We start from the raw sequence: 16,365 nt of genomic DNA, 5'->3' as shown, positions 1-16,365 counted from the left end.
CGCGTGGACTCCCAGACACTCGTCAACCTCCTGCTCGTCATGGTCTTCGTTCTCGTCGGTGGCGTGTTCGCCGCCACGGAGATGGCCATCGTGACCCTGCGCGAGGGGCAGGTCCGTGCCCTCGAGGAGGGGGGTGAGCGCGGGCAGCGGCTCGCCGGCCTGGTGCGCAACCCCAACCAGTTCCTCTCCGCCGTGCAGATCGGCGTGACCGTGGCCGGCTTCTTCTCCTCGGCCTATGGTGGCTCGACGATCGCCCCGGACCTCGTGCCGGGTCTCGTCGCAGTGGGCGTTCCCGAGGCTGCCGCTGCCACCCTCGCCCTCGTGGCGATGACCCTGCTGATCGCCTACCTCTCGCTCGTCTTCGGCGAGCTGGTGCCCAAACGTCTGGCCATGCAGAACAACCTGGCCTTCACCCGGGTCCTCGGGAGGCCGCTGCAGCTCTTCGCCACAGTGGTCCGGCCGGTCATCTGGTTGCTCTCGGCCTCCACCAACGCCGTCGTCCGGCTCGTCGGTGGCAACTCCTCGGCGTCGGAGGAGGAGATGACCCCGGAGGAGATCCGTGACCTCATCGAGGGCCACCAGGGACTGCGTCCCTACCCCCGGCGCATCCTCACTGACGTCTTCCGGGCCGGCGAGCGTTCGCTGACCCGCGTGATGCGCCCGCGCACGGACGTGCAGTTCCTCGAGGCGGACCTCACGCTCGACCAGGCCCTGGAGCACGTGCGTGACCTCCCCCACTCGCGCTTCCCCGTCACGGGCACGGACGTCGATGACGTGGTCGGCTTCGTGCACATCCGCGACCTGCTTCTGCCGCCGTCGACACGGGAGGACACCACCCGTGTCCGGGATCTCGCCCGGACCATCCTCGCGCTGCCCGACAGCCTCGAGGTCCTCCCGGCGCTCTCCCGCCTCCGGTCCGAGCAGCAGCCCCTCGCACTCGTCGTCGACGAGTACGGCGGCACCAGCGGGCTGGTCACCACGGAGGACCTCGTCGAGGAGTTCGTCGGTGAGATCTATGACGAGCACGACACGGGCTCCGACCCGGAGGACGCGACCCGCCGCAGCGGGGAGAGCCTCGTCGTGGACGGGTCGCTCAACGTCGAGGAGTTGTCCGACCTGATCGGTGCCGACGTCTCCGACGAGGACGTGGACACGGCCGGCGGTCTCGTCATGTCGCGACTCGGCCGCTTGGCCAGGGCGGGTGACGTCGTGGAAGTCGCCGGGCAGCGCCTGGAGGTCCTCTCTGTCGACGGCCGTCGTGTGGCTCGCCTGCGGGTCACTGCCGTCGAGGGACCACCCCGCCCATGACGAAGGGGGCGTCGCACCATTGGTGCGACGCCCCCTTCGTGGGGTGCTGTCGGGTCAGTTGCCCGTGAGCTTCTCCCGAAGCGCGGCCAGCGCCTCGTCCGAGGCCAGCGTGCCCTCGTTGGTCGGCGCGGCGGGGGCCGCTGCGCCGGCGCTGCTCGGGGCGGGAGTGCTGCTGGTGCTACTGCTGCTGCTGTCGGAGCTGTACGAGGTGGTCGCGACGTCGTCGCCACCCTCGGCGGCAGCGGCGTCGTCGGCCGCGGCCTTCTCCATCTGGGCGCGGTGCGCCTCCCAGCGGGCGTGCGCGTCGGCGTACTGCTTCTCCCACGCCTCACGCTGCGCCTCGTAGCCCTCGAGCCACTCATTGGTCTCGGAGTCGAAGCCCTCGGGGTACTTGTAGTTCCCCTGCTCGTCGTACTCCGCGGCCATGCCGTAGAGGGTCGGGTCGAACTCGGTGAGGTTGGCGCCGTCCTCGTTGGCCTGCTTCAGGCTCAGCGAGATGCGGCGACGCTCGAGGTCGATGTCGATGACCTTGACGAAGATCTCCTGACCGACGTTGACGACCTGCTCGGGCAGCTCGACGTGGCGCTCGGCCAGCTCGGAGATGTGGACCAGGCCCTCGATGCCGTCCTCGACACGCACGAACGCACCGAAGGGGACGAGCTTGGTGACCTTGCCCGGGACGACCTGACCGATCGCGTGGGTCCGGGCGAAGTGCTGCCACGGGTCCTCCTGCGTCGCCTTGAGCGACAGGGAGACGCGCTCGCGGTCCATGTCGACGTCCAGGACCTCGACCGTGACCTCGTCGCCGACCTCGACGACCTCGGACGGGTGGTCGATGTGCTTCCAGGACAGCTCGGAGACGTGGACGAGACCGTCGACGCCACCCAGGTCCACGAAGGCACCGAAGTTGACGATCGAGGAGACGACGCCCGTGCGGACCTGGCCCTTCTGCAGTTCCTTGAGGAAGGTGGTGCGCACCTCGGACTGCGTCTGCTCCAGCCACGCACGCCGCGAGAGCACGACGTTGTTGCGGTTCTTGTCGAGCTCGATGATCTTGGCCTCGATCTCCTTGCCGACGTACGGCTGGAGATCGCGGACGCGGCGCATCTCCACCAGGGAGGCGGGAAGGAAGCCACGCAGGCCGATGTCGAGGATGAGACCACCCTTGACGACCTCGATGACGGTGCCGGTGACGACGCCGTCCTCTTCCTTGATCTTCTCGATGGTGCCCCAGGCACGCTCGTACTGAGCGCGCTTCTTGGACAGGATCAGGCGACCTTCCTTGTCCTCCTTCTGGAGGACGAGGGCCTCGACCTCGTCGCCGACGGCGACGATCTCGGCGGGGTCGACATCGTGCTTGATGGACAGCTCGCGCGAGGGGATGACGCCCTCGGTCTTGTAGCCGATGTCGAGGAGCACCTCGTCGCGGTCGACCTTGACGATGTGGCCCTCGACGATGTCGCCATCGTTGAAGTCCTTGATCGTGGCGTCGATGGCGGCGAGAAGATCTTCCTCAGAGCCGATGTCGTTGACGGCGATCTGAGGGGCGGTCGTGTCGACCGTGCTGGCAGTCATGTAGTAGGAACTCCGATTGTGGACAATTGATCGTACGGACAGATGGACACACAAAAGTGCCTTCTCATGCTAGTCGTCGCCGGCCGTGTGGGCAAAACCCGATCCGGGCTACGGTCCGTGCATGAGTGATGGCTGGTCGGACGGGTGGAGTGATGGGTGGTCGGGCGGGACGAGCGCGGTAGCACGCCGCGAGAGCGGTCACGGCGAGACGGTGGCCGCAAACCGCTCCTGGTGGGACAGCGAGGCCGGGGACTACCTCCGTGAGCACGGCGACTTCCTCGGCGATGCCGAGCTGGTCTGGGGCCCCGAGGGGTGGACGGAGTCGCAGCTGTGCGTCCTCGGCCCACCGGGGGTCCTCCGCGGCGCGGATGTCCTCGAGTTCGGTGGTGGCGCTGCGCAGGGTGGTCGGTGGTGCGCCGCCCAGGGTGCACGAGTGGTCTCCAGCGACCTGTCGGGCGGCATGCTGCGCACCGCGCGACAGGTCGACGCGCGCTCCCCCGGTCCCGCGCCGGAACTCCTCCAGGCGGATGCCACGCGGCTGGGGCTGGCGGATGCCAGCTTCGACATCGTCTTCTCCGCCTACGGGGCGACTCCCTTCGTCGCGGACAGTGCCGGGCTCATGGCCGAGTTGGCCCGTGTCCTGCGGCCCGGGGGGACACTCGCCTTCTCCACCTCGCACCCGATCCGCTGGGCCTTCCCCGACGTGCCGGGGCCGGCCGGACTGACGGCCACGGCCTCCTACTTCGACGAGACCCCCTACGTCGAGGACGAGGGGGATCGTGCCAGTTATGTCGAGCACCACAGGACGATGGGCCACCGGATCGCCGAGATCATCGACGCCGGACTGGTGCTGCGCGCGGTGCTCGAGCCGGAGTGGCCCGCCGACAACTCGCAGGTCTGGGGAGGGTGGTCACCGCTGCGTGGCCAGCACTTCCCCGGGACGGCGATCTTCGTCGCCACGTGTCCCGACGGATGAGTCCGCTCAGGTGACGTCGAGGATGTGCGTCGTCCGCTGCGCATCCAGCGGCGGCTGCGGGAAGTGCGACATCTGTGACTGCGACCGGAACCAGTCGATCGTGCACCGCAGCGCAGTCTCGATGTCCACCTCCGGCCGCCACCCGAGCAGTTGCCGGGCCAAGGTCGTGTCGGGCTGACGGACCGTCGGGTCGTCGACGGGGCGCGGGATGTACTCGATCGTCGAGGAGGATCCGACCAGCTCGATGATCCACGCCGCCAGGTCACGCATGGAGATCTCGTGCGGGTTGCCGATGTTGACCGGCCCCGGGTGGTCGCTGTCGGCCAACGCCAGGATCCCGGCGACGAGGTCGTCGACGAAGCAGATCGAGCGGGTCTGCGACCCGTCACCGGCCACGGTCACCGGGTCGCCGACGAGCGACTGCCGGATGAAGTTGGGGATCGCACGCCCGTCGTTGGGCCGCATCCGCGGACCGAAGGTGTTGAATATCCGCACGATGCCGGTGCTGATCCCGTGCGTGTTGCGGTGGGCCAGGGTCATCGCCTCACCGAAGCGCTTCGCCTCGTCGTAGACACCGCGCGGCCCCACCGGATTGACGTGCCCCCAATAGCTCTCCGGCTGCGGATGCACCTGCGGGTCGCCGTAGACCTCGGACGTCGAGGCGAGGACGAAGCGGGCCCCCTTCTCGCGGGCGAGGGAAAGGGCGTGCATCGTGCCGATCGAGCCGACCTCGAGGGTCTCGATCGGCAGCTGCAGGTAGTCCACCGGACTCGCCGGTGAGGCGAAGTGGAGGATCAGGTCGACATCACCCTCGACGCGAACGTCCGCGGTGACGTCGACCTGACGCAGTTCGAAGTGCGGATCGTCGCGCAGGTGCGCGACGTTCTTCGGATCACCGGTGACGAAGTTGTCGAGGGCGATGACCTCGTCGCCACGTGCGAGCAGTCGCTCACAGAGGTGGGAGCCGAGGAACCCCGCGCCACCGGTGACGACTGCACGCATACTCGTGGCCTCAGCCGCGGTCGCCGAAGACCGGGTCACCACGGTCGTCGGCCTGGACCGGCACCTCGGTGTTCTTGCGTCGACCGATGATGACGGACATGACCAGACCGGCGAGCAGCAGGACGAGCCCGATGACGGTGAAGATGACCGGCAGGGTGTTCTTCACCAGCGCCAGCTGCGAGGACTTCGACTTGTAGTCCTCGACATTCGTGTCCACCGTCTTCTGGGTGAAGCTCGACGTGGTCGTCAGGGCGTTGACGGTCTCACCGTCGTGACGGAATTCCTGGTGCTGGTCCTCGACGCGGTCGATGATGACACCCGTGACGGGGTCGACCCAGAAGGTGCGCTCGTTGGAGTAGAAGCGGTCTGCCTCGACGCCGGGCGCCGAGGGCGCTCCGCCGAACAGCGAGCCAGGCAGCTCCATCGTCGTGTACTTGGTGAGCGGGACCTCGCTGGTGAACTTGTACAGATCCATGCCCTGGAGCGTCTCCTCACCCTCGTACGTCACGGGGAAGGCCTTGCCCACGGTTGCGTCCCACCACTGGTAGGTGTCGACGGCCTTGGTGTCGAAGGGGAACTTCACCAGCAGTCCCTCACGCTCGACCTCTTCGCCGTTCTCGGACTCACCACAGCAGTTGATCGCCTCGGCGGTGTGCCGGTCGAAGACCATGACCGACGTGCTGCCGGCCATCGGCATGTTGTCGCCGTTGTTGTCACTGACCTGGCCCATGTTCCACACCGCGACGTCGCGGCCGGTCTCCTCGGACGCGGCCTCGGATGCCTCGGGGTCACCGATGATGCGGGCGGTCGTGGTCAGCTCTCCCGAGCCCGGCTTGACGTTGTCGGCGTCGAAGAAGGTCGCGTCAGGATCCTGGATGACCGACGTCGTGTTCTGGTCGGTCGGGACGACCGCCAGGTTCGGGTAGGCATAGAACCGGAAGAGCAGTCCCATGGTGAGGATGAATGCACCGACGCCCATGATGATCGCCGGCAGCAGAAACTTGCGCACGAGAGAAACCCTCCTTGGCCTGAACAACTTACCGGACGGTAGCACCTCTCCGGCCGCGGTTCGTTCCGTGGACAGCGTAGAGGACGTGGCGTTCGCCACTGTTGACATCAGGACGGCTCGCCACCCGCAGAATCCGGCCCGAGAATCCGGGCGACACCTGCGGCGATACCGACAGCGCCACCGACGCGGAGCGTCCGCATCCCAAGACGTGCGGCCGGCTCGAGGTCGGCGGGCATGTCCCCGATCATCAGGCACCTGTCCGGGCTCGCCCAGGGAGCCCGAGCAAGCGCAGCACGGAAGAGTCCGTCCAGCGGCTTGCGGCACCCGCACTCCCCCTCCCGGTGGGGGCACACCGCGATGGCGTCGAGGCGCCCGCCACCGAGCGCCAGCTCCTCGGCGAGACGCGCGTGCACGCAGGCGAGGTCCGCACCGGTCATCCGGCCCCGCGCGATGCCCCGCTGGTTCGTCACCAGGACGGTGCGACACCCGGACGCGGTGATCCGCCCGACGGCACGCTCGGAGCCCGGCAGCATGACCAGGTCCTCCGGTGAGGTGACGTACCCGTCCTCGACCCGGACGTTGAGCGTCCCGTCCCGGTCGAGCAGGACGAGGTCGAAGGGGGCCCCGGGCCCGGCGGGGTCGATCACCGCCGGACCGAACCACCACGGCTGCGGGGTCAGCCCTGCTCCTGCATCGCGTGGTCGACGGCCTCGCACCAGGAGTGCGCCCACAGCATGTGGACCTCCTGGATCCGTGGCGTCTCCCGTGAGGGAACGGCGAGGAGGTGGTCGGCGAGGTCCACCCGGCCGGCCCCCTTCTCCCCCGTCATCAGGATCGTGCCCAGACCTCGCGAACGTGCCTCCGCCAGGGCGGCGATGATGTTGGGGCTCGCACCCGAGGTGGACATCGCGAGGAGGACGTCACCCGGCCGGCCGAAGGCCTGCACCCCGCGCACGAAGACCTCGTCGAAGCCGTAGTCGTTGCCGATCGCGGTCAGCGAGGCGGGCGACTCCGCCAGGCTGATGGCCGGCAGCGGGTGGCGGTCGACGACGCACTTGCCCAGGAACTCGGCAGCGATGTGGCTGGAGATCGCGGCACTGCCCCCGTTGCCGGCGACGAGGAGCGTGTGCCCGGCAGCCAGTGCGGCCAGCACCGAACCGCCCGCCGCCCGGGCGCGCTCGCGCAGGTCCGGTTGCGCGACCTGTGCCGCCAATTCACCCCACGCCGCGATCCCGGCGTCGAGCCGGGTCGCGAGGATGTCGGGTCCCGTGCTGTCCTGCATGGTCATTGCTGGCCCTTCCACGTGGTCACGCCGTGCTTGGTGAAAGTGAACTCGGAGACCGTCAGACCCAGATCGATCAAGGCGTCGGCGACGACGTGCCGTCGCTCGAACTCGCAGACGAAGATCAGGTGGCCACCGCCGCCGGCGCCGGTCACCTTGCCGCCGAGCGCACCGCTGCGCAGGGCGAGGTCGACCGCGTCGCTGATCAGCGGGGTGGTGATGCGCGAGGACATCCGTTGCTTCTCGCGCCACGCCTCCCCCAACAGGTGCCCGAGCTCGTCGACCTGCCCGCGCAGCAGCGCCACCCGCATGGCATCCGCGAGGTCCCGCTGGGCACGCAGGCCGGCCACGGCATCGAGATTGCCGGTCTCGTACCGCGAGACCTGGTCCTCGATGATGTGGTCGCTGACCCGGGTGCGCCCCGTGTAGGCGAGGAGCATGTTGTGCTCCAGCTCGTGCACGGTGTCCGACCGCACGCGCAGGGGGTTGACGACGACCCGGCCGTCGGTGCGGAACTCCATGAAGTTGAAGCCACCGAAGGCGGCCGCGTACTGGTCCTGGGAGCCGCCGGGGATGGCAAGGTCCTCACGCTCCAGGCGGTAGGCGAGCTCGGCGATCTCGTACGGACCCAGATCGAGGCCGCAGTGTCGGGCGACGAGGTCGATGACGGCAACCATCACGGCACTCGAGCTGCCCAGCCCCGACCCCGGGGGTGCATTGGTGTGGAGGAAGAGGTCGAAGCCGTCCGAGGCCATGGCTCCCTCGAGTGCCATGATGCGGGCGATCGCCGCCTTCGGCAGATCCAGATCACCGTCGAGCTCGAGCGGAGCGCCCACGTCGTAGCCGATCGAGGTGCCGTAGTCGTGCGATTCGACGGTGATGTGGCCGTCATCGCGCGGGCGCAGGGTCGCGTAGGCGTAGCTGCCGATCGTCGCGCTGAGGACCGCGCCTCCTTCGCGCTGGGGGAAGGGGGCCACGTCCGAGCCGCCACCGGCGAAGCTGACCCGAAGGGGCGCGCGGGCACGCAGTACCGGGCGCACGGTCATGGATCTCCCTCTCATGCAGCACAATCGACTTGATACCGAATAGTAGGTGACGACATCGACGCACACTCGCAAGCCCGGCCACGCATACTCGGCCTCGACCTGCTCCGGGCGGTCGCGGCCTGGCTCGTGCTGCTGTCCCACGTGGCGTTCTGGACCGGCAAGAGCAGTGCGGGTGTCATCGGCGGGCTCGCCGCCCGTGGCGAGCTCGGGGTGGCGATCTTCTTCGCCCTGTCGGCGTTCCTGCTGTCCGCCCCCTTCGTCCGACGGGCCATCGGGCAGCCGGCCCGGTGGTCGCTCGGCACCTACCTGGTACGCCGGGCGGCACGGATCATGCCTGCCTACCTGTTCGCCCTCGTCGGGGTCGTGACCGCAGCAGCCGTGCTCGGTGGTGCTGCCGCGGACGTGCTCGACGTCCGGACCGTGCTCGTCCACCTCGTCGTCGGCCAGGGGTGGACGGGGCGCACCTTCCAGTCATTCACCCAGACGTGGAGCCTGACGACCGAGGTCACGTTCTACCTGATCCTGCCCGTGGTCGCTCTCCTGCTGGCCCGTCCGACGCGCGGCGCCACCCCCACCGCGACGGCCCACCGACTGCTCGTGGCCTGCGGCGTCGTCGCCGTCGTCGGACTGGTCGGCCAGGGGGCCATCGACCTGCTGCCGAGCCCCGACGACGCGGGCGTGCTGGCCACGTCGGCCGCCGGGCACGCCGCGTGGTTCGCCCTGGGAGCGGCGCTCACGGTCGTCATCGAGGCGGAGCACGCGGGCCATCCCGTCTCCCGACGCCCCTGGCTGGAGGCGCTGCGCACCAGTCCGGGCACCCTCGTCGTCCTGGCCGGCGTCCTGTGGTTGGTGGCGTCGACCGACGTGGCCGGTCCCCGTGGGTTGGAGCCGGCGAACGGGCTCGAGTCGGTCGCCGCCGAAGTGCTCTACGGCCTGGTCGCCGGGTGCCTCCTGCTCGCCGCGACGACCCGCGGCCTGACCGAGCTGCTCACCGACTCGCCCGCGGCCGGCCCGGCACGATGGCTCGGTGACATCTCCTACGCCGTCTTCCTCTGGCACGTCGTCGTGATCCAGGTGAGCTTCGCCGTGCTCGACCTACAGCTCTTCGCCGCCCCCTTCGGCCTCACCCTCGTGCTGACCACGGTGGTCAGCGTGGGTCTGGCCCACCTTTCGTGGAGCCTGCTGGAGCGTCCGGTGCTGGCCCTGGCCCACCGACGCCGGTACGCACCAGTGCCGCAGCCAGCACCCCGAGCGTGAAGGTCCCCAGACCCTGCGCCAGCCAGGCACCGGTCGACTGACGCTCGGCCACCCCGAGGACCGAGAGTCCCACCCCGGCCCCGGCGAGGACGAGCGCCACCGCCAACGAGCGGAACCGCAAGGGGACCAACGCCCCCAGGACGGCGGCGAGCAGACCCAGCGGGCCGGCCACGAGGAGTCCGACGGCCGCCGCCGTCAGGACAGCGATGACGATCGGGGCGCGCCCGCCACCCGCGTCCGGCGTGGACGCACCAGTCTCGATCATCCCCGGGACGGCACGCTCGGACATCCCTGCGACATCAGCAGCAGGGGCCCGGCGTCGGCGCTGGTGCAGGATCAGCTCGAGGACGCCCCACAGCAGGAGCAGCCCCGCCACGACGGCGCCGACGGCCAGGGCCACGCGGTGCGAGCGGTTGGGGGTGAAGTCGACGCTGACGGTGGTGGCCGCCCCCTCCGGCACGACGAAGGCCTGGCGCCACCCGTCCACGGAGACGGGACGCAGGGTCTCGCCGTCCGTCGTGACGGCCCGCCAGCCCTCGTTCGCGCCCTGGGTGAGCACGAGAAGCGACCGCTGCCCCGACCCGACGTCGAAGGTCCAGCTGCCGGCGTGCTCACGGTGGCTGGTCACGGCCCGGGTCCGGGTCACCTCCGGGGTGGTCCAGCCCTGGGGAACCAGTGCGACCCGCTCGGCCACGAGTCCGGGGACGGCGACCGCGGTGACCGTCCCGTCGCCGGCCGGCAGGTCCCCGCACGGTGTGGCCGCCACCGATCCGCCCGCTATCAGGTCACGGCGCGATGCGTCGAGCGCGAGCCCGACCCGACCGTCCTGCCGACCGACGGCACCGGCCTGCCCGCAGTCGAGCCGAACCTGCTCCTGTGGCCCGTCGATCCCGGCCACGGCCACCTCCGGCGCCGACCACGCGGCGCGACCGGGTGGGCGGGCGAAGGTCAGCGTGAGGTGCTGCGTCCGCTGTCTCGGGATCGTCAACGTGGTGCCGCCGGGCAGGACGTACCGCTCGGAGTCCGTGGCCACGGTGACGCCACCGACGGCCCGGTCGAGTCGGATCGTCCCGACCTCCTGCTCGGTCCCGAAGTCAATGGCCAGGGCTGGGTCGCTCACCCCGGACGACGGGGTCCAGCGCGTGTCCGGGTCCCCGTCGAGGGCGGCGACCGGCCAGCGCTCCAGGTCGGCGGACGAGGTGAAGCCGTCCGGGAGGGTACTGCCGTGCAGTCCCCACGGGGCTGCGACCAGGTCCTGCCCGGCCGCACCGGGACTGATGCGCACGCTCGCGGAGATCCGGCTCACCGGCAGGGCCCCGACGCGCCGGACGAGGTTGCTCGGGTCCTCTCCCGCGGTCAGGTCCGCGCCGGCCCGCGGGTCGCGGCTGAACAGCACCGGGCCGCTGCCGTCGGGCAGCGTCAGGCCCGTCCCGAGGTCCGGTCCCCCCTCGAGATCCACCTCCCGGACCCCCATGGGCCGCGCGTGGTCACCGTCTGCCCCCGGCTGCGTCCTCAGGTCGATGGTGACCTCCTCGCGCTCGGAACCGTCGAGGGGGACGTGCCAGGTCATCGAGTCCTGGGGCCTGCTCCCCCGCTCACCGTCCACGGAGACGGACACGAGGGGGCCGAGGTCGCCTCCCCATGCCTCGTGGACGAGGACCCCCCGGGGGGAGGCCGTCTCGTCCAGGTGGAGCGTGATCTGCTGCGTCGCTCCACCGTCGCCGCTGACCCACGCCGTCGCCGGGTCCCCGTCGACCAGCGCCGCGGACCCCTCCCCCGCACTTCGCCGGACCGAGGCGAAGGGGGAGGCTGCGCTGGAGCTGGTGGTGATCCCGGAGAGCCCGGACCAGAAGCGGGTCGTCCAGCCCGGCCCCGGGCCCCGGCCATCGGCCGGAGACGCCGTCAACGCCCGGCTGCCCACGGTCGTCGGCCGGGGGTCTCCGGCCGGGAGGGTCTGGCCATGGCCGAGTGCCGGTGGGCGACCGGAGTTGAGCGCCTGCCAGCGCAGGGTGTCCGTACGCACCTGCGCCGGGTGGTCGGCGCTGGGCTGGCGCATCACCGACCGGGGGTCCAGCAGGTCCGCCGCGACGAGTGGGAACCACCCCTCGGGGGCGGCCGCAGCGGTGACCACGGCGTCGGTCGGCACCATCGTCACGGGTGAGGCAGGCTCCTCGAGACGCCAGATGCTGATCTCCTCGCGACCCTCACCGTGGGACCACGTGCGGCTGAAGCCCGGCGACGCCGCGAGGGTCGCGGCGACCCGGCCCGGGTCCACGGCCGCGAGGTCCTGACTCAACCCACCGCGCACGACCACCCGGGAGATCCCCAGCCGGCGCAGGCCGGCAGCCAGCTCCGGCTGGCTGCGTCCGGTGGCCGTGAGCGCGTCCACGTGGTCGAGCACGCGGGTCGCTCCGGGGTGCCCCAGTGGTGCGGCGGCCCGGACGAGGACCGGAGACGCCGCCAGCGCGCGCAGCGGTTCGTCGGTGACCCGCCCCCAGGTGAAGTCGGCCGTGCGGGCACCCGGCAGGACGAGCGTGGTGCCGCCGTCCTTCTGGGCCAAGGCATCGACCCGCTCGGCCGTTCGGGTCCAGGTCGCCGGGATCCCCTCCACGGCCCAGGCGTCCCCCACACGGCCCAACCACACCGGCGAGAGGGCGCCGACGAGGGCGAGCACGGTGGTGACCACCACGACCTGCCGGCCCATCGGCCCTGCTCCCCGCTCGATCCGCGTCGCCCAGTGGGCCAGCATGCCCACACCGACGGCGACGGGCAAACGCACGAGCAGGTCGGCCTTGTGCACGTTGCGGAAGGGGGCGAGCGGACCGTCCAGGAGGTGCTGGACCGGTTCGGCGAGGAGCCCCGAGGCCGCACCCGTGCGACCCATGGTCATGGCGACGGTGCCGACCAGGACCAGCAGGAGGGCCCACCGCGTCAGGTGGGCGCCGCTCCCTTCGTCCTCGGTGGTGACCGGCTCGGCCCGCCGCCGCAGGAGACCGGCCAGCCCCAGCCCGGCGAGTACCGTCGTGGCGATGATCGCGGTGACCGACTGCGCCAGGACCCACCCACTCTGCCAGGTCGGGTGGTCGCCGCCGGTGAGGATGAAGGCGATCCAGTGCTCGGTCCCCCGCAGGACGTTGGTCACCGAGGCCACCGCGGTCGTCATCGAGGCTACCTCGATGTGGTCGAGGAAGGGATAGGAGTAGCGCCCGAGAACGACGAGGGGACCGAGCCACCACAGCGCCCCCAGAACGGTCGCCGGCAGCCACCAGGCCAGGGCGCGGCCGCGGCGACGGTCCGCGGGGGCCAGCGCGATCCACGCCACCGCCGGCACGAGGGCGACGAGGGAGACCGTGGCATTGACCCCGCCGAGGCAGGCCGTCAGCAGGCCGGTCGCCGCCGCCCCGCTGCGGCGACCGGTCGACCCGGCCGCGGGCGCGACCATCCGGTCCGCCGCGAGCACCAGCCAGGGTGCGAGCGCGTACGGCCACACCTCGACGGAGATCTCCGCCAGCACCGTGAGTACCCGAGGTGACAACGCGAAGACGAGCGCGGTGACCAGGGCGGGCACCGTCGGCAGACCGACGACGCGACGGGCCAGCCGCTCCGCCCCCACGAAGGCGACGACGAGCAGCAGGGTCCACCACAGCCGCTGGGTCACCCATCCGGGCAGGCCGACCGCGTCCCCGGCGAGGAAGAACGAGCCCATCGGCCAGAGATAGCCGTACGCCTGGTTCTGCAGCTCGCCGATCCCGGTGTGGTCGTTCCACGCCCACAGGGCCCGCTGGAGGTACCTGGCCGGGGAGACCACGAGGTCGGTCTTGGTGTCCGGCTGCAGCCGTCCGGGCGCGATGAGCCACGGCAGGAGACCCACGAGCAGTGTCGCCGCCAGCCGCTGCACCCGGCGTCTGACCTCCTCGACGCCTCCCATCTCCGCCGCCGACGCGGTCTCCTGCGCGGTCATCGCCGCCGGAGGACGAGCAGGAGGTTCCAGGTGACGACCTCACGGACACCCGGCAGCCGCAGAACCGTCGCGCACCAGTCGGGCAGGTAACGAGGTCGGGCGGCGAGGACGTCGGCATCCGACCTGCGGGCCCACTCGAGCCCCTGGCGCACGGACACGCGGTGGAGCGTCTCCCCCACCCTGTTCTTCGGCGGGTGCCCGTGCCTGCGCTCGTACCGGCGGATGGCCCGCTGCCCCCCGAGCCAGTGCCAGGGTGAGGTCTCGTGCCCGCCCCACGGCGAGAGCCAGTTGGTGTAGGAGAGGAAGACGATCCCCCCGGGTCGGGTCACGCGCAACAGCTCGTCGGCGACCGCCTCAGGGTCCGGCACGTGCTCCCACATGTTGCTGGAGAAGACGACGTCCACCGACGCGTCGGCCAGGGGCAGTCGCAGCGCGTCGCCGACCACACCACCGTCACGTACCGAGGCAACGCTCGCGTCGTGGTCGAGCGGGATGTACCTCGCTCCCTCCTGCCGGAAGGCCCGCGCGAACTCCCTCGGCCCCGCACCGACGTCCAGCACCGTCCGGCCGTGCAGACCGGTGTGCTCACGCAGCAGGTCGATGGAGTCGGCCGCGAGCTCGGAGTAGAAGCGGTGCGGGTCGCTCTGCTCGACGAGGAAGGCCGAGAAGAGACGCACCGAGCGTCGGATCCCACGATGCGCGGAGGGTGGGGTGGTCATCGACCCGCCATCCATCGGCGGAACTGCACCACGAGCACCTGATTCGCCTGCCCGACGGGCGAGCAGGTGAAGCGTGGGCCGGGTGCGCGGTCGTACCAGGCGCTGCGCGAGGACGATCGGCAGACTCGCGACGGCTGAGGCGACCACTGCCCTGGACGCGAGCACGCCGCGGGGTCGCGGCCCCGGTCGCACGGCCCGGGCCACGCTGGCGGCATCGACGCTCAGACTGTCGAGCAGGAGGCGACGCACCTCGATGTCGACGAAGCCGGCCGCCTCGGCGGCCCGGGTCAGCGAGTCCGCGGTGAAGAACCGCACGTGCGTCGGGTCCTCCAGCATCCACCAGGCGGCCCCGTACCGCTCCACAGCCGTGCCGTCACCGGCCGGGGTGAGGAAGCTCACGCGCCCGCCGGGACGCAGTAGGTCGTGGGAGGCCGCGAGCGCCCGGTGGGGGTTGTCCACGTGCTCGAGGACGTGGATGCCGTAGACGAGGTCCTGGTCGCCCGGCAGGTCTGCCGTCTCCTCGATGCCTCCGACGCGCAGGTCCCCGTGGGCCCGCACCACCGGGTCGACGTCGACGAGGAGCTGGTCGGGGTCGACTCCGGCGACCTCGGCACCGTCGTCGAGGAATCGGCGCAGGAGGGATCCGGCCCCGTACCCGATCTCCAGCACGCGCCCCGGCCTGCCGTCGCGCACGAGCTCCCGGTGGGTCAGGTCGAGACGGATCCGGTCGAGAGTGGGTTCGCCCCCGTAGGCGAGGTCACGGTGGTCGGCCGGACAACGCCCGAGATCGCGCTCGATGTGCCCGCACCGGGTGCAGCGATCGAGGACGCACCCGCCCTTGATGGCCTCGCCGACCACTGAAGAGCCGCACATCTCACACTCGGATCGGGGCCGTTGCCCTACCGTTGGGTAACTCACGGCAGTAGCCTAACCGTCGGTGCCGTGATCTCCCCGGCACCGGCAAGGAGAGACGATGACGATCAGCGGGACCCGCCCGAAGACCCCCCTTCGGGTGCTGTACCTGTCCTGGCGCGACCGCGAGAACCCGGAAGCGGGTGGCGCCGAGACCTTCACCGAACGCACCTCCGAGGTCCTCACCCAGCAGGGTCACGAGGTGACGATCTTCACCGCCTCCTACCCCGGCGCCAGCCCCACCACCCGGCACGGCGACGTACAGGTGGTCCGCCGCGGCTCGAAGTTCAGCGTCTACCTCCACGGCATGTGGCACCTGCTGCGCCACGGCCGCGACTACGACGTCGTGCTCGACGTGCAGAACGGCGTGCCCTTCTGGTCCCCGCTGGTGTCGAGGACCCCGATCATCAACATCGTCCACCACGTCCACCACGACCAGTGGCAGGCCGTCTTCAACGGCACGGTGGCCCGCATGGGCTGGTTCCTGGAGTCGAAGGTCGCGCCGTGGGTGTACCGCAACAACCGGTACGTGACCGTCTCCAAGTCGACCCGCAACGAGCTTGCCGGCCTGGGCGTCGACCCCGGCCGGGTGGATCTCGTCTACTCCGGCAACGATCGGCCGGGCGACCTGGACCACTACGCGGCGCTCGAGCGCACCGATGCTCCCTCGATCCTCTTCCTGGGTCGCCTCGTGCCGCACAAGCACGTCGAGCAGGCCGTCGACATCCTCGCCTCACGCGCGACGACCCACCCCGACCTCGAACTGCACGTCGTCGGCGGCGGCTACTGGGAGGCCGAGATCGCCAGGCACGCGCAGGAGCGCGGCGTCGCCGATCGCGTCCATCTCCACGGCTTCGTCGACGAGCCGGTCAAGCACGAGCTGCTGGCCCGGGCCTGGGCCGTCGTCATGCCCTCGCACAAGGAGGGGTGGGGCCTGACGATCGTCGAGGCGGGCCTGCACGGCACCCCTGCGGTGGCCTACGCCTTCGCCGGGGGCCCGAGCGAGTCCATCGTCCACGCTCGCACCGGTCTTCTCGCCGACTCCGTGGAGGAGTTCGAGGAGCACGTCATCGAGCTCATCGACGACCCGGTGCTCCGGCGCACCCTGGGCCGCACGGCCCGCCTCTACGCCAGCTCCTTCGACTGGGGCCGTACCGGTCGGCGTCTGGAATCCGTGATCGCCTCCGTCATCGGCCACGCCGACCGCTACCGTGATGACGTCATCGACCTCGACGCCCTCATCGCCCGGGCGCCCGAGACCCCCGCCACGGAGGTGGCACACGAGGAGGACCTGGCGGCCATGGCGTCCTGAGGCACG

At 70.8% G+C, this 16,365-nt stretch carries 12 protein-coding genes; 4 read left to right on the top strand and 8 right to left on the bottom strand.

What is annotated here, in order from left to right; translation table 11 throughout:
* Positions 1–3 precede the first annotated feature (3 nt).
* Positions 4–1,308, top strand: a complete 1,305-nt coding sequence (locus BJY20_RS15155) for a CNNM domain-containing protein (protein ID WP_185992292.1) — start codon at positions 4–6, stop codon at positions 1,306–1,308.
* Between the two features lie 54 nt (positions 1,309–1,362).
* Here the strand turns inward: BJY20_RS15155 and rpsA are convergent, their stop codons facing one another.
* Positions 1,363–2,883 (bottom strand): 30S ribosomal protein S1, encoded by a 1,521-nt coding sequence (rpsA, locus tag BJY20_RS15150; protein WP_185992291.1) that lies wholly within the window; start codon positions 2,881–2,883, stop codon positions 1,363–1,365.
* Between the two features lie 121 nt (positions 2,884–3,004).
* On the opposite strand from rpsA, the gene BJY20_RS15145 reads away from it, so the two are divergent.
* Positions 3,005–3,859: a class I SAM-dependent methyltransferase gene (locus BJY20_RS15145; RefSeq protein WP_185992290.1), complete on the top strand. Its 855-nt coding sequence runs from the start codon at positions 3,005–3,007 to the stop codon at positions 3,857–3,859.
* 6 nt (positions 3,860–3,865) lie between these two features.
* Here BJY20_RS15145 and BJY20_RS15140 read toward each other — a convergent pair whose 3' ends face one another.
* The 5 genes from BJY20_RS15140 to BJY20_RS15120 all read right to left on the bottom strand — a co-directional run bounded on the left by BJY20_RS15140 (position 3,866) and on the right by BJY20_RS15120 (position 8,198).
* Entirely contained in the window at positions 3,866–4,861 is a 996-nt protein-coding gene (locus BJY20_RS15140; RefSeq protein ID WP_185992289.1) for a UDP-glucuronic acid decarboxylase family protein, read from the bottom strand.
* A gap of 10 nt (positions 4,862–4,871) precedes the next feature.
* Positions 4,872–5,870, bottom strand: coding sequence for a cell envelope lipid trafficking protein PgfA (pgfA, locus tag BJY20_RS15135; RefSeq protein WP_185992288.1), 999 nt, complete (start codon positions 5,868–5,870; stop codon positions 4,872–4,874).
* 107 nt (positions 5,871–5,977) lie between these two features.
* Entirely contained in the window at positions 5,978–6,517 is a 540-nt protein-coding gene (locus tag BJY20_RS15130) for a D-glycero-alpha-D-manno-heptose-1,7-bisphosphate 7-phosphatase (RefSeq protein ID WP_185992287.1), read from the bottom strand.
* Between the two features lie 29 nt (positions 6,518–6,546).
* Entirely contained in the window at positions 6,547–7,158 is a 612-nt protein-coding gene (locus tag BJY20_RS15125; RefSeq protein WP_185992286.1) for a D-sedoheptulose-7-phosphate isomerase, read from the bottom strand.
* A complete protein-coding gene (locus tag BJY20_RS15120; RefSeq protein WP_185992285.1) occupies positions 7,155–8,198 on the bottom strand; it encodes a GHMP family kinase ATP-binding protein in 1,044 nt (347 codons plus the stop codon). Before BJY20_RS15120 ends, BJY20_RS15125 begins: the two co-directional genes overlap by 4 nt.
* A 141-nt stretch (positions 8,199–8,339) precedes the next feature.
* Between BJY20_RS15120 and BJY20_RS15115 the strand changes: the two genes are divergently transcribed.
* A complete protein-coding gene (locus tag BJY20_RS15115; RefSeq protein WP_343062934.1) occupies positions 8,340–9,455 on the top strand; it encodes an acyltransferase family protein in 1,116 nt (371 codons plus the stop codon).
* Here the strand turns inward: BJY20_RS15115 and BJY20_RS15110 are convergent.
* Together BJY20_RS15110 and BJY20_RS16225 are read right to left on the bottom strand one after the other, a co-directional pair.
* Positions 9,346–13,416, bottom strand: a complete 4,071-nt coding sequence (locus tag BJY20_RS15110) for an alpha-(1->3)-arabinofuranosyltransferase domain-containing protein (protein ID WP_185992283.1) — start codon at positions 13,414–13,416, stop codon at positions 9,346–9,348. The two genes, BJY20_RS15115 and BJY20_RS15110, sit on opposite strands and share 110 nt — an antisense overlap.
* Positions 13,413–15,008 carry a methyltransferase domain-containing protein gene (locus tag BJY20_RS16225; protein WP_246297169.1) on the bottom strand — a complete coding sequence of 532 codons (1,596 nt, stop codon included), beginning with the start codon at positions 15,006–15,008 and terminating at the stop codon, positions 13,413–13,415. The genes BJY20_RS15110 and BJY20_RS16225 overlap by 4 nt, the downstream gene beginning before the upstream one ends.
* A 100-nt stretch (positions 15,009–15,108) precedes the next feature.
* On the opposite strand from BJY20_RS16225, the gene BJY20_RS15095 reads away from it, so the two are divergent.
* Positions 15,109–16,359 carry a glycosyltransferase family 4 protein gene (locus BJY20_RS15095; protein ID WP_185992282.1) on the top strand — a complete coding sequence of 417 codons (1,251 nt, stop codon included), beginning with the start codon at positions 15,109–15,111 and terminating at the stop codon, positions 16,357–16,359.
* Positions 16,360–16,365: the final 6 nt, after the last annotated feature.

Source organism: Janibacter cremeus (assembly GCF_013409205.1).
GTDB classification, from domain to species: Bacteria; Actinomycetota; Actinomycetes; order Actinomycetales; family Dermatophilaceae; genus Janibacter; species Janibacter cremeus.
The sequence above is the reverse complement of the archived record's forward strand: the minus strand, read 5'-3'. Positions and strand labels throughout refer to the sequence as shown.

Excerpts from the sequence above, each read along its gene's own strand:
- BJY20_RS15120 (WP_185992285.1), bottom strand. The coding sequence starts at position 8,198 with ATGACCGTGCGCCCGGTACTGCGTGCCCGCGCGCCCCTTCGGGTCAGC.
- BJY20_RS15095 (WP_185992282.1), top strand. The coding sequence starts at position 15,109 with ATGACGATCAGCGGGACCCGCCCGAAGACCCCCCTTCGGGTGCTGTAC.
- BJY20_RS15125 (WP_185992286.1), bottom strand. The coding sequence starts at position 7,158 with ATGACCATGCAGGACAGCACGGGACCCGACATCCTCGCGACCCGGCTC.
- BJY20_RS16225 (WP_246297169.1), bottom strand. The coding sequence starts at position 15,008 with ATGTGCGGCTCTTCAGTGGTCGGCGAGGCCATCAAGGGCGGGTGCGTC.
- BJY20_RS15145 (WP_185992290.1), top strand. The coding sequence starts at position 3,005 with ATGAGTGATGGCTGGTCGGACGGGTGGAGTGATGGGTGGTCGGGCGGG.
- BJY20_RS15110 (WP_185992283.1), bottom strand. The coding sequence starts at position 13,416 with ATGACCGCGCAGGAGACCGCGTCGGCGGCGGAGATGGGAGGCGTCGAG.
- BJY20_RS15140 (WP_185992289.1), bottom strand. The coding sequence starts at position 4,861 with ATGCGTGCAGTCGTCACCGGTGGCGCGGGGTTCCTCGGCTCCCACCTC.
- rpsA (WP_185992291.1), bottom strand. The coding sequence starts at position 2,883 with ATGACTGCCAGCACGGTCGACACGACCGCCCCTCAGATCGCCGTCAAC.